This is a genomic window from Allobosea sp. GW821-FHT03A12 (assembly GCF_058986765.1).
On the sequence record NZ_JBYSVZ010000003.1, the window covers coordinates 493,247 to 506,858 of the forward strand.

Sequence of the window (13,612 nt, forward strand, 5' to 3'; positions counted from 1 at the left end):
AGTTGGGGTTATACGTGGCGCGCGCAATCAATAAGCTCTCGGCCCGCAAGGTCGAAACGGTCTCCAAGCCGGGCCGCCATGGCGACGGCAATGGCCTCTACCTCTATGTCGACGCGAATGGTGCCAAGCGCTGGCTTTTCCTCTTTCGCTGGGAGGGCAAGCTCAAGGAGATGGGCCTTGGCAGCACGTCTCGCGTCTCGCTCGCTGACGCCCGCGTGCGGGCTGGGGAAGCTCGGACGCTGCTATCGAGCAAGCAGAATCCTATCCTGCATCGCCGCTTGGGTAATGAGCGTCAGAAGGCCATCCCGACATTCGGCGCCTTTGTCGACGAATTGCTACCCGAGATCTGCAAGGAGTTCCGTAATGCCAAGCATCAGGCGCAGTGGTCGAGCACGCTGAAGATTTATGCCGGGCTTTTGAATGATGCACCGCTCGATACGATCACGACGGATCTGGTTCTCAAGGCTCTTTCCCCAATCTGGCATAGCAAACCGGAAACTGCTTTGCGGGTTCGCGGCCGGATCGAGCGCGTCCTAGCTGCCGCCAAAGCGCGCGGGCTGATCGCCTCACCCTGGGAGAATCCGGCGCGCTGGCGCGGCCACCTCAGCAACCTCCTGCCAAAACGGAAGAAGCTGTCGCGCGGCCATCATGCCGCGATGCCCTATCAGGATGTCCCCGCCTCTATCGTGCAGCTCGGGCAGCGCAAGAGCACCGCGGCGCGGGCGCTGGAATTCACGATCTACTGCGCCAGCCGTTCGGGCGAGGCGCTCGGCGCGGCCTGGTCAGAGTTCGATCTGGAAGCTGGCGTCTGGACTATACCGGCGCACCGTATGAAGGCGGCGCGGCCGCACCGCGTGCCGTTGTCGCGGCCCGCCCTGGCATTGGCGAAGGAGATGTGGGCCGCCCGGATCGGTGACTACGTCTTTCCCGGCCAAAAGCCACAGCGCCCGCTCTCGAACATGGCGATGGAGATGCAATTGCGGCGGATGAAGCTCAATCACTTCACCGTCCATGGCTTCCGCTCGTCATTCCGGGATTGGGCCGGCGAGACCACGCATTTTCCGCGCGAGATCGCCGAGGCGGCTCTCGCCCATGTCGTCGGGGACGAGACAGAGCGCGCCTATCGCCGCGGCGACGTGCTTGAGCGACGTCGGGAGCTCATGAACGCCTGGGGCGAGTTCCTTACTAAGGAGGTTGGCGATGTCGGATAATGCTCCAGCCATCAGGACCCACCCGTTCTGCATCACCGACTCCCAGCTTGCGGAATTGATTTGGGAGGTAAACAATGCCTTTCTCGAACGTCGGAGGGCGATCTCTCTCGATCGGAATTTAGATCCGTGCTCCTATTATCCCGTTCGACCGGAACGCCATCAAATCTATGTGCCGGAGATAAACAATAAGCACGGTAGTATTTATGTTAGCAATATTCAAATAAGCAAATCTAAGGTCAAAATTACAATCAACGTGTGTTTAACAATTCTTGTTTCGACATAGAAGGAAGCTGACGCTATCGAGCGTGAGTCCCAGTGTCGAGATAACATTCGAGCGATGAATGGTGAAAGCAGGCAGCGGACTTTCGAAGGCCCTCTCACCACCGTTCAGTGGTACGACGAGTTGGTTGCTTCGCAATTCGCAGAAGCGTTCCTTACAATAACCGAACAAAATCCTACGATGGGAGGCTATAAGCGTCCGTCGGAACATTCGAGCCAAGCGGTCCAAGGGGCTCCTGAGATCCAGAGCCCATTCACAATCTTTGCGCTCTATCTCATTCATATTGCGAAGCTCAAGCGTTTGGGCGCCGGGGAGTTCACCGTCGGCGTGCTTCGTAAGGCGATGGGGCCTTACTGGCGGTCCAAACGAATGGTCGAAGGTGGCGAGGTAGAAAATTGGCTTGAGCGCGAGACTCCAGCCGACCCAGATATTCCGATCCAAAGGCGCCGCGGCCGTCCTCGAAAAGGATGCGAGCCAGCAAAACTGCGCGAGGATACGGCAATAGAAACGACTGTCTGCAGCGCAGCGGAGCTTGCAGCTATGAACTGGGAAGAATTTGAGGTCGATTGATCTGTTTATGGCTCAGCGCCTTCGACGGCCGGGTCTACAATCCATTCGCTAGGCCAACGATCAGAGTCGGCTTCTCGGCTTTTTCCCATCTCTCATTTGGCAGGGTCCTTCCGGTCCAACACGAACCGGAAAGGATTCAAATGACTCAGTTGCCGATTGCACCCGTTGCCCTGACGACCGCTGACGCAGCGCGCTCGCTTGGCATCGGCAAGACCAAGCTCTTCGAGCTCATCGCCAGCGGCCAGCTCCCTGCCATTCGTCTGGGTGGGTGGACGCTGATCCGACGGAATGATCTTGAGAGCTTCGTCGCCGCTTTGCCCCGCCGCAAGCCGGAGGGCAGCCCGTGAAGAAGCTCCGCGAGCGCAAACTCGGTCTCGCGCCCGATCCCAGCACGGGTGAGCCGATCGGCCAGCATCCTGACGAGCTCCCTGAGGCCGAACTGGCTGAGCTGGGCCATCGCCGCGTTCCGATGACGGTCATCGCCAGGGCGAAGTGTCGCGAGTGCTGCTGCGGCCGCACGGCCGAGATCCGCAAGTGTGTTTCTGTGACCTGTCCGCTCTGGCCTTACCGCATGGGCAAGCGTCCTGCCGTATGGCGGAAGTCGGAGCGCAGTGCCGCAGCCAGGGCTGCCCGCACGCCCAAGCGTTGACCTCTGGCGGCGCCTTGCCGCCAGCACCCACCGTCGGCCGAGCGGCCGAAACTCCCGCAACAACGTCATCCGGCCCCTCCCAAACGTCATACGAGGGCCATGGACCGGAAGACCACATGCTCAGAGGTGGCCCTTCGCGGGGCCAATTGAAAAACTATGTCTAAAGCTAACGCGCACACCTATCCGTCGCCGCGCCGGCAGGAGATTTCGCAGCTATCGACCTGGTTGCTGCGCTATGGCAGCGCACGGCGCGGCACCTTTTACTTCCTGACGCTGACCTTCGACCGCTATCGCAGCCGCTACCTTGTGACCGGCGGCAACAATGACAGCACGCCCACGAGGGACGAGGTGAAGGAGGGTCTGACGCGGCCCATGCCGCCGGCCCAGACACGGCAGGTTTATGTTGCCGATCTCGATCGCTTCTACAAAGAGCTGTTGCGCCTGCTCTTCGGCAGTCGCTACAGCAAGCGGCGCCCTGTCCAGCCCCGCGCAATCGGGGCGTTGGATCAGCCCGTCTACAAGAGCGCTCCGAAGAGCTCGCTTCACAGTCGCCGCTCCAGCGAGCAGTTCGACCATGCGCATTTCGTCATTTTTGTTGAAGACGCCCCGCTGCCGCGAGGCGCGGTCAGTGCAACCGGCAAGTTCGAGCTCTGCTACAATGACGGGGCTCTGCAGCGCTTGTGGCGGAAGACCAATGCCGAGGGCGAGGTCCACCTAAAGCACGCGAGCGATCTGTTCGGAGCGTTGGACTACGCCGCCAAGACGGCCAAGCTCAGCTCCGCCTTCGACGAGCACATAGTCTTCTGGCCGCTTGGGTAGCGCCACCGTAAGAGGCGCCTCGTCGGCCGAACCGGCCCCACGAGGCGCCTGATATGGACTATGATCAATCGCGGAAATTGGCCGACCTCAAGCACTCGCGCTCAGGGGTACGATGGGTACGAGAGGGGGTACGGAAACCGGCATTATCGCGCCCCAAAAAGTGGTTGAACTAGTTGACACTGCAATTTTGCCCACCTGCGGGGTACGCGTGCAGAGAGGTAAGAACTGGGTGCAATATCTCGCCTATCGCTCTCGCCGACCATCCCATCTGTGCAGCGACATCTTCACTTCGCTGCGACGCTCAGCATGCCAATGCTCATCACACGCTGAGCCGATATTCACGATTGCCCATCGCGATGGCGGGAGCCTGGCGTCGTCATGAGGCTGCAAAGAATCGTTCGCCTCGTGCGCGCAGGTGCGGCCGCACCTGCGCGAAGCAAGCAGTGACCACCCTTCTTGGTGCATTCGGTCGTTTGCTGGTTGGACAGCTCCCGACGCCGCGATCCGATGCCGTTAGAACTTTCCTGCATCCGCCCCGCAAAAAACTCCATCGTCAACGAGGGCTTTTTCAACGGCACGGCTGGACGAGCGATCTCCGCACCACTCGACTGTCCTGTAAAAATAAATGCACGGTGCGCTGAAGGCTTTTGGGAACCGTGTGCAACCAAGCGACGCGCTTTCGAGCAGCTACTGGCGTTGGCAGGATCGCGGCTCTGCCAACTACTGATAGTGGGTCGCTGGGTTGCCGCGGATATAGTTCACGCCGTTGTCCCGGCACTCGGTCCGGAGATCACCGGACACCGTCCTGCTGACGCACTCGAGGTTTCCTGACGTCGATGTCTGCGAGCGCGCTGCGCTCGCACTTCGCTGTTGCGCCACGGCGGCTTCGTACTGCGCCTCCGCGAGCTGTCGCTCCTGCCGGCGGCGCGCCGCCTGGGACGTGAGCTCGGCGTTGACCTTGGCGAGCTCCAGCTCTGCCTCCGCGTCGGTCAGCTCCTTCCGGTCCTGTCTCTCGGCAATCACCAGCCGCGACTGGCGGCGGACCGCCGCCAGGTCGGCACCCCAGACTTCGCCTAGGCGCGCTTCCGCCGTGTTGAGGCACTGTGCCTTTTCGACATTGGTTCGGAAGCTCTGCTGCTGACAGGCAGCGCGTTTTGTCTCGGCTTCCTTGGAGATCTGATCGGCGAGGCTCACGCAGCCGCTTAGGGCGAAAGCGAGGGCCATGACCGCCGCTGGTCGCGCCCATCGGGGCGCCCCTTCAAGCTGGCGCAAGCGGAAATTGTTCGAGAGCATCGACATGCAAAAGTCTCCGGCGCCTGTGTCCGATCCTGAAGTGAAGAAGGGAAAGCTTCAGCCAGTCGACGCGACCGGCAGGCAGAAGGAGATCGATGGATCGTCCGGTTTCCCGGGATTGCGCGCGGCGCTAAGCCGTCTGGCCGGTCCCAAAGCCGAGATGCAGTCGCACTTCTCCGTCTTCCGCGACTTCCTGGGGTTGCTTTGGCCGCCTGACGAGCACCTTTCACTATTACCCACCCAGGCGGCGACCGGCCTCGCCCTCGAGGCGCTGCTCGCCCATCGCAAACGCGACGCAGTTGAAGTGCTGAGGCATGCGATCAGGTTTGCGCCGCCAGGGCAGGCCATCTCGCGTTACCTCGCTGCCTGGCTTCGGGGTCACTTCATTACGGACGAGACCCTGCACTCGAAACCAATCCCAGCCCAAGACAATCGAAGCCTTGCTGCGGGCCAGGACCGCCAGCTGAAGGAGCGGCGGAAGTCACGCAATCGCCGTCGCTAGCTAGGGCAACGTCTGTGTGGCCTGCCGATGGAACGGGGTTATCGTCCGCAACCAAACATTTCTAGTCCAACACGCCGGGAGCCAAGGCCACGAGCCGACTACCGCATCGTTGCATGTAGGCTTTCGCTTTCCGCTCCGGCCTCAATGTCTGCTTCTGGCACCGCTCGGCAATGAGCGGCCCTACCGCACAGCGGCAGGCCTTCCAGCAGTGAAGTCCAACACCAACACATCGATCAGCGCACGGCGTGCCTCGGGAATCCGAGCGATCAGCATCGCCCGCATGTCATTGGCATTCGCCGGCGCATGAAGTTCATCCGGATGGGGCTTCAGGCGCCGTTTGCTTGCCGACGGCACGTCCCCGAACCATAACACGCAATAGATGCCTCGCTGCTCGGAGCGCCAGTCGATCAGATACTGAACATCGAGCTGTCCGGTTGCGGCATTCCAAACATCCTTGTGCCACTGCCCCTTAATCTCCACTGGCAGTTGCATCGTCCCACGCGCGAAGGCGAGGTCAGCGCGCTTCGTCATCGGCATATCTGCCTCGGTGATCCGATGTATGTCGTAGCGCGCGAGTTCGGGCCCGATCATCGCCGCCAACCGGTCCCGACAGCGGTTTTCGTCGCGCGGGATGCCCGCGTCGGTCCAGAAGTCGGCAACCGAGTCCAGGTCGTCGCCGAGCAGCTTGCGCCGGGCGATCTCCATCTCTTCAAGCACCAGCGCCTTTAAATCCTCGATGTTGCCGGGGCCCCCGTCCTGAAGGAGATCAGCGAGTTGACTAGGTAACAGCGCCGAAAAGCCCTCTTCCGCGCGCTTTTGCCGTTGCTCTGCCGCCATGTGGCGGATCAGCTCGCTGTAGCTGTCGCCCGGCCCCGCAATGAGCCGCTGCAGCGCCTCGCTCGCTTCAGCACTGGTGTCGTCGGCAATTCGGTTGATTAGCGAGCGAAGAAAGTCCGTCGCATCATAGTCGTTAGTATTACCCGAACCGCTGCCCTCCAGCGTTGCATAGGCCCAATGCCCGCGGAACTCGGCGATAATCCATTCAGCCTGCGAAACAGTCTGCCGCAGCATTCCGCCACGCCGCTCGAACCGGAACCGGTCACGCAGAAACCAGATGAACTCGGGATTGCGCGCACCGATCCTGTCGAGGTCGGGCAGCACTGCTTCGAACCGCGCCAGCACGTCGATCGCCAACCACGAGAGCATATGCTCGAAGTTACGGAACATCGTTCCAGCGCGCGCTTTGGCAACATCGCTGAGCGCATCGAGCGCGCCGCCAAAAGCCAGACAGTCGACTAGGCTCGCCTCAACGGGTTCGGGCACATTCGGAAAGTTCGTCAGCCACCTGGCGGCGAGCGCCACACCAGTCGCTTGCCATTCTGGATCATGGGCGAGTTGGTAGAGGCCAGCGACATGCCCGTTGCCCGCAGCCAGCGCGGGTTCGATCCAAAGCCGCGCGAACGCCTGCCTCGCTTGTGGAGTAGGGATGACCTGCGCCTCAAGCGCCTCGCGCACCGCAAGCCTCTCGGCCTCGAGATTCCAGCCGTGATCATCATGGCTGAGTAGCAACGCAATGAGCTTAACTGGCTCGGGTAGGTCGGCGATGCCGCGACTATTGCGTATCCGCTCATGCACTCCAGCCATGATTGGATAGCTGTAGTTATAGACCGTACTTTTGGCGAACCCCTCGGCCATTTCGGTAGCGGTCGGCAGATCTGTTCGATGTAGCACTGCTTCGAAGCCCACCAGGGCGTCATCGCGCAACGCTGGCCCGAGCCACTCAGCCAATCGGTCAACCGGCGGCAACTCGGCTGATAAATCGCCATATAGGCCGAAATAGCCCTTCGCACATCCACAAATGGCTTTCAGCTCGCCTGCGCGAAGGTGCTCGCGCGCTTTTCCCAAATCGCGACGCGTCGTCTCGAAGGCCACCTTACGCTTGCGTGACCGCTTGGCTGCTTCCCTCTCCTGCCGAACTTCCCAGGCCAGCTTCTTGGGATTTTCGAGCTTGCGCAGAAAATCCGCGAGCGGCTTATCACCGCGCCGAAACGCTTCCGCCGCCGCACGCACATCCGGGTCGAGCCCGTCTCGCCCCCAGCCAACGCGCACCAAATCCTTCCAGTCTTGACGAAACGCCGCGTTCTTGTTGTCGCCCAGAGCGAGGCGATCGAACACACAGACAAGGTCACCCGCTTGCGTTGAAAGCGCGACCATCCGGCGCCCCAAATGCAGCTCCGTCACCCATAGGCTATCGTTTCGTCGCTCGTTATCCAGGACGTAAATCTGGATCGCGCGGCGCAACCCATCGTGGGACGCCAATCGCTGAGCGAGCGTCTGTTGGATATCGTGGTGGTTGCCGCGGGCGCGCGCGATGACTCCGAGCCAGCGCCAGACCAGCGATGCTTGAGGCGGACCAACAACCTGCACATCAATCGCGCGGACGAGAAGATGCGTGGCGATATTGGCAACATCACGCGTCTTTTCCCAATCATTCTCGCGCAGCAGTTCGGAATAATCAGCGATCATGTCGAGCACGCGGATCAGTCGCGCCGGCGAGATAGCGGCGATCAAGCGATCAAAGCTCCGTATGCTGTGGACGCGCCGCCCCTTAGAGCGAGGGAGCGGGCAGCTGGTCACCCCTATTTCAGCGAATATCGTCGCGACGAGAAGTTCGTCCGAGACGTCGGCATCGACACGCACGATCAATTTGCGCGCGAGCCGCGGCGCGTCGTCCGCGCCTTGATCGACCAAGGCCGCAATCTTGGATTGCCACCAAGTTCGGTCCCGGTGGGGAAACAACGCGTCCGCGGCATCATCGCGTTCGCGATAGAAGCGCTCCCGCGACAACATAATCGCTTCGAGTCTGTCTGCGAGCGCGGCGGCAAGTGGTGAGCCCACCAGCCCTTCGATCAACAACGAACGGAGGTGCCCATTGCCCTTTGCCGCCCCAATGACCGCGTCGATCTGGAGCCTGAGCGCCGGAATCATCAGCCCTGCGGCGGTTTTGCTGTTCCAGTCCGCGGCGCGGAAATAGGGATCATCCTCGGCGAGGGCATAGAGACCATCAAACAAGCGCTCCGCGAGCTGCGCTGTCAGCTCGGTGGTCTCACCGTAGCGAAGCACGCCATAGGGATCAGCGGCGATGACCCGTTCGGCCATAGCCGGACTATGGTGGGCGAGCCACGCATGCAGGCCGCGCAGACTGGCAGGTACACCGCCGCTGCCATGTAATTGTGCAAGCAGACGTCGTTGTGCGCGCGGCGTCGTAGCTTGGCGCGCGAGCCAACGCGCTCCAAGATACTCGGCGATGACACGGTGGATCGGCTTGGCGCGCCAGATGCCCACGCTCTGAAACAGTTTGGAAGAAAATAGCTCGCGCGCAGCTCTCGCGCGAGGCAACGTCTCTAGGTCAGCCAGCCGGAGATCCCCCTGCTGTACGTGGGCTGCACCTGCCGCGCTTGCCGCTTCGGCACCAGCGAACAAAAGCGCTGCGGCAATCGCGCCAGCAGCATCGAGCGCTTCGTCCTGGGTGAGTTGCGCCAGCCCACCATCCTGCCGATCCGCATCGTGCTCGGGCCAGACAAGCGTGCAGACGCGCTCGAACAAAGCCGCCCGCGAAGCCGGCAATTGAGCATCGCTCTCCGCCACCCGTCCCATCAATCCAAGCGTCAAAGGGTTGTGGTGAAGTTCGTCTAGGCTATGTGCCGCGAGGTGGTCGAGCACATGATCCGGATCAACATCTGGATGTTTTACGACTAGGTAGGCGCGCGCTTCGGCTCGATCAAACGGTTCAAGTGTCAGGATCTTGGGTTCGGCGCCGTACAACCGGCGCAAGTTCGTTACGCTGCGCACCTGCCACTCACGCGAGCGGCACGAAAGGATAAACGGCGGCGCGTCAGCTTCCTCAAGTTGAGCCATGATCGCGTCGATCGCATCGCCTTCACGCCTCGACATCGCCTCGTCGAGACCATCGATGAGCAAGGGTTTACCCGACGGCACCAGCTTGGCCGGATTCTTAGCGTTGATAAAACGGACAGCGGCAACCGGCTCGACGGCAAGCTGCCGGCCCAGTTGGCGCATTAATTCACTCTTCCCCATGCCGGGCTCGCCGAGAACGATCTTGTTGCCGGCGAGCGCGAGAAGCCCTGTCTCGTCTGTTGGGGGATCGACGACCGACGCGTCATTGATCGAGAGGCGGCGGGGAAAATAAGCTGTCGCAGGCGGCAATCTTGTGTCCTCGTGCCGCACTACAACTGAGGCTCTAGGAAGGTCTGGTCAAGGTCCACAAGATCCCACAACCTCCGAGCCGCACGCGGTAACGCAGCCTCGCTTGCGCGTGGTCACGCCAAACTGCGTCGCAGAGGTCTGCTTTCGGGCGGAGGCCTAAGTTCCGCTCCTGGCGCTTGCTTCTCCCACTGGCGCCAAAACGACAACTACAGCCCTCGAGGTTCACGCATTAACCACGACGGCGTCGGCTTTACGGAACGAAGCGCCACCACCGTGGCGACATTCCATTCGGCATGCCTTTGATATAGGCGGCTCGGTCGCCCGGAGGCCGAATTCCCCTCGACAGGAGCAACATGATGTCGGTCAGGATCGAGCCCCTTTCCGCAAAGGCTCCGTGGTTCAGCCCGAATATCTCCTCGCCCACCGCGGTCGCGTCGATCGTATCGATATCCGCGACGAGCAGCGGCCCGTCGAACGGAACGTCGCCCGCGCGCGGGACAAACCCCGCGATCTTTTTGGCTAGGCCGAGGGCCCTGTCCGACGACGAAGCGTAGAGCGTCATCCCGGCGGCGCCCTTCCTCACGAGCGGGGCGATCGACGCGTAATGGTCGACGTCCACGTCAGGAGCGGCCATGACGATCTCGCCCAGGCAGATGGGTGAGGTGCCGTGGTCGTGCGAGCTCAGCGCATCCAGGATGGCAAAGTTGCCCATGCTATGGGCCAGGATGTGAATCTTGGATACGCCGGTCGCGACGTCCCGCAAGAAATCCAGGAATGGACGCCTGGCGACCAGCGCCGACTCGCGGTCGTAAGCGTAATTCAGGACTGTTCCACGCGACGCCCAAGAGAAGAGGATCGGTATGCCTGTGTACTTGATGTCCCAGGCGATCTGCGCGCAGCGGAAAATCGCCTCCTCGAAATCAACATTGAAGCCGTGCACGAAGACAAGTGCCTCGTCCTGAGGCGCCGTCGCTATCGTGCTGAGCCATTCCTCCCTTGCCACGACCGCACAGCTCTCGATTCGGAAATGTTTCGACCCGTCGTGCTTCTGCACATGCAGCGTGATGCCAAGAAACTCGAACCGCTTCGGTATCGCGATAGTACCGATGCGGCGATCCGGGGGAACGTGCACGCGCGCTCTGCCGTAGTGTAAGCTCTGCGACCGCTCGCCGCCGAACCGGCAGCCGTCGCCTTTGATCCGCTCGCGCGTCGTGGCGAAGAGAAGGCTGACACACTCGCCGCCTTCGTCAACGCCCACCCCAATCGTGTCCGTTATCGCCGCGTCGCGCTCAACGACATAGGGTGTGGCGCCTCCCAACAGCGCGTCAGCTCCAGCCCGCGGGACGTCGCGAGCGACGTCGCCGACCTCGGTCACGACGCCGGCGCCGACGGTGCGGCCGCCTTCGCGGATGGCGAAGCGCAGCTTCTCCTCCATCGCGATCGGCACGATCAGGTGCACTTCCATGGCGATGTTGTCGCCCGGCATCACCATCTCCGTGCCCTCGGGCAGGTGCACCACGCCGGTCACGTCCGTCGTGCGGAAGTAGAACTGCGGGCGGTAGTTGGTGAAGAACGGGGTGTGGCGACCGCCCTCTTCCTTGGTCAGGATGTACGCCTCGGCCTTGAACTTGGTGTGCGGCTTCACCGAGCCCGGCTTGCACAGCACCTGGCCGCGCTCGACGTCCTCGCGCTTGGTGCCGCGCAGCAACAGCCCGACGTTGTCGCCGGCCTGGCCCTGGTCGAGCAGTTTGCGGAACATCTCGACGCCGGTGACCGTGGTCTTCTGCGTGTCGCGGATACCGACGATCTCGATTTCCTCGCCGACCTTGACGATGCCGCGCTCGATGCGGCCGGTCACGACCGTGCCGCGGCCCGAGATCGAGAACACATCCTCGACCGGCATCAGGAAGGGCATATCCACGGGGCGTATAGGCTGAGGAATGTACTCGTCCAAAGCACGCGTGAGCTCAAGAATTGAGTGGCGCCCAATGTCCGGCCTCACGCCTTCCAAGGCCGCCTTGGCGGAACCCCTTACAACTGGGATGTCGTCGCCCGGGAAGTCGTACTTCGACAGAAGCTCGCGGATCTCCATCTCGACCAGCTCGAGCAGCTCGGCGTCGTCGACGAGGTCGACCTTGTTCATGAACACCACCAGCGCGGGAACGCCGACCTGGCGCGCCAGCAGGATGTGCTCGCGGGTCTGCGGCATCGGGCCGTCGGCCGCCGACACCACCAGGATCGCGCCGTCCATCTGCGCCGCGCCGGTGATCATGTTCTTCACATAGTCGGCGTGCCCGGGGCAGTCGACATGCGCATAGTGGCGAGCCGGGGTCTCGTACTCGACGTGCGCCGTCGAGATCGTGATGCCGCGAGCCTTCTCCTCAGGCGCCTTGTCGATCTGGTCATACGCCGTGAACGACGCGCCGCCAGACTCCGCAAGAACCTTCGTGATCGCAGCCGTCAGGGTCGTCTTGCCGTGGTCGACGTGCCCAATGGTGCCGACGTTGCAGTGCGGCTTCAAACGCTCGAACTTGACCTTCATCCGGCACTCCCGAGGGCGACTGGCGCGCCAGCACCTTCCATCATGCGCGCAGGGTAGAGGTTAGCATCGCCATGTCGGCCCGAGCGTGAAATCTGCGTGAATTCTTGCGCCGCAGGCACATCTGGGCCTGCGGACGATTGTCAATCCGTACTGATCCAGCAAGAATAAACCGCGATCGCACCCCGAGGGCGACTGATCATCACGCGTCGACGTCCAGCATGCCGACATCCGTCGAGCCGCTGTGCACGGCGGCCCACGCGGATAGGCGGAACGCATGCCCAGGATACTGCTCGTCACGGCCAATGGCATGCAGTCGCCGCTGCAGCTCGCGGCCGAGGTGCGAACCGTCCAATCGGCGCTCGGACCGTACACGAGCTTCGTCCTCGAACACGCCGGCGAGGTCGGACCCCGCCATCTGATCGAGGCCCTGTTGAAGGACCCGCCCGACATTCTTCACTTCGCCGGGCACGGGTCGGGCGGCAAGGATGTCGGCCTGTCCCTGGTGGGCGATCGAGGACAGCCGATCACCATACCGGACGAGAAATTGCGCGAGATCCTGGAATGTCTGCCGGTCAGGCCTCGCCTGATCCTGATGAACGCCTGCTATTCTGCCGAGATGTCCAAGGCGCTATCGGGCATCGCCGAAGTCGTGATCGGCGTGCGCGGCAAGATCGGCGATCCCGCGGCCCTCGACTTCGCGCGCAGCTTCTACAGCGCGCTCGCGACGTCCTGCAGCGTCGGCGCCGCGTTCACATTGGCAAGCATCGAGCTGTCGCTATCCGGCTCGGACGAGGGACTCGTCCAGATCGATTGTGGGAAGGACGTCGATCCCCGGCGAATGGTGTTCCACGCCCGCCCGGAGTTGATGGCCCGCTTCCGCATGGCGCGGGATGAGCCGGTCGTGCGGGAGGGGCATTATGGAATCGAGCTGTGGGTTCGCGGCGCGGACCGGACGATCGATACCGTATGCTACGAGATCCATCACGACTCGTTTGCAACCGAGGACCGGTACTGGGAGGTCGCACGATCCGAGTCGTCCGAGTTCCTCACAGAAGACTTCACCACCACTGGCGACGTGACGATCCGGATCGTGGCTTGGGCGAGGGACCGAGGACTCGGCGCCGAGAGCAAGGTATCGGACGCCCTGCGCCGCAACTACCAGGGCCAGGCTTCCGAAGCGGTAGCGGCCGCCATCGCGGCGGTTGCAGCCGCCTAAGTAAGCATAGAGTCGCCCAGCGCCTCGGTCGCCGGCCTATTGCGCTGGTTGGCCGGAGCCGCTCCGGCTGTCCTGGCTTAGAACACCTCTGCTCGGATATGCAGTCGCTGATGAGGAAATCGTAAAGTGACTTTAAGGCAGGCCACCATTGGTGCTACTGCTGGTTACCGTCAAAGCGTCCGTGCGACCTATGAGCGATCGTCTAGTCGAGATCCATCTCTTCGGAGCCTGCACGGTCCGTTCGACCGCGAGGCCCGGTTACGAACTCTTGGGCACGAAGCATCGCGCACTCTTCGCGCTCTT

General features: G+C 62.1%; 10 protein-coding genes and 1 pseudogene. 7 read left to right on the top strand and 4 right to left on the bottom strand.

Translation table 11 applies throughout. The features are described from left to right. The first annotated feature begins 14 nt into the window (after window positions 1-14). From AC3WLC_RS10010 to AC3WLC_RS10030, 5 genes are all read left to right on the top strand, one after another. Window positions 15-1,211, top strand: coding sequence for a tyrosine-type recombinase/integrase (locus AC3WLC_RS10010; protein ID WP_493683785.1), 1,197 nt, complete (start codon window positions 15-17; stop codon window positions 1,209-1,211). A gap of 337 nt (window positions 1,212-1,548) precedes the next feature. Next, on the top strand, window positions 1,549-2,061 hold the full coding sequence (locus AC3WLC_RS10015; RefSeq protein WP_493683786.1) for a hypothetical protein: 513 nt from the start codon (window positions 1,549-1,551) through the stop codon (window positions 2,059-2,061). 140 nt (window positions 2,062-2,201) lie between these two features. Next, on the top strand, window positions 2,202-2,408 hold the full coding sequence (locus AC3WLC_RS10020; protein WP_493683787.1) for a helix-turn-helix domain-containing protein: 207 nt from the start codon (window positions 2,202-2,204) through the stop codon (window positions 2,406-2,408). After that, window positions 2,405-2,710, top strand: coding sequence for a hypothetical protein (locus AC3WLC_RS10025; RefSeq protein ID WP_493683788.1), 306 nt, complete (start codon window positions 2,405-2,407; stop codon window positions 2,708-2,710). The genes AC3WLC_RS10020 and AC3WLC_RS10025 overlap by 4 nt, the downstream gene beginning before the upstream one ends. Window positions 2,711-2,866: 156 nt before the next feature. Further along, window positions 2,867-3,529: a hypothetical protein gene (locus tag AC3WLC_RS10030; protein WP_493683789.1), complete on the top strand. Its 663-nt coding sequence runs from the start codon at window positions 2,867-2,869 to the stop codon at window positions 3,527-3,529. 720 nt (window positions 3,530-4,249) lie between these two features. Here AC3WLC_RS10030 and AC3WLC_RS10035 read toward each other — a convergent pair. Continuing rightward, window positions 4,250-4,828: a hypothetical protein gene (locus AC3WLC_RS10035; RefSeq protein ID WP_493683790.1), complete on the bottom strand. Its 579-nt coding sequence runs from the start codon at window positions 4,826-4,828 to the stop codon at window positions 4,250-4,252. On the opposite strand from AC3WLC_RS10035, the gene AC3WLC_RS10040 reads away from it, so the two are divergent. Beyond that, on the top strand, window positions 4,827-5,324 hold the full coding sequence (locus tag AC3WLC_RS10040) for a hypothetical protein (RefSeq protein WP_493683792.1): 498 nt from the start codon (window positions 4,827-4,829) through the stop codon (window positions 5,322-5,324). The genes AC3WLC_RS10035 and AC3WLC_RS10040 overlap by 2 nt on opposite strands. Window positions 5,325-5,504: 180 nt before the next feature. Here the strand turns inward: AC3WLC_RS10040 and eruA are convergent, their stop codons facing one another. The 3 genes and pseudogenes from eruA to tuf all read right to left on the bottom strand — a co-directional run. Further along, on the bottom strand, window positions 5,505-9,551 hold the full coding sequence (gene eruA / locus AC3WLC_RS10045; RefSeq protein WP_493683794.1) for an NACHT domain-containing antiphage protein EruA: 4,047 nt from the start codon (window positions 9,549-9,551) through the stop codon (window positions 5,505-5,507). Window positions 9,552-9,801: 250 nt separating this feature from the next. Next, window positions 9,802-10,926 (bottom strand): alpha/beta hydrolase, encoded by a 1,125-nt coding sequence (locus tag AC3WLC_RS10050; protein WP_493684531.1) that lies wholly within the window; start codon window positions 10,924-10,926, stop codon window positions 9,802-9,804. Further along, window positions 10,915-12,093, bottom strand: a pseudogene (gene tuf / locus AC3WLC_RS10055) (elongation factor Tu); the annotation flags it as partial. The gene AC3WLC_RS10050 and the pseudogene tuf, both read right to left, overlap by 12 nt. A gap of 274 nt (window positions 12,094-12,367) precedes the next feature. Between tuf and AC3WLC_RS10060 the strand changes: the two are divergent. Then, window positions 12,368-13,309: a CHAT domain-containing protein gene (locus tag AC3WLC_RS10060; RefSeq protein ID WP_493683795.1), complete on the top strand. Its 942-nt coding sequence runs from the start codon at window positions 12,368-12,370 to the stop codon at window positions 13,307-13,309. Window positions 13,310-13,612 lie beyond the last annotated feature (303 nt).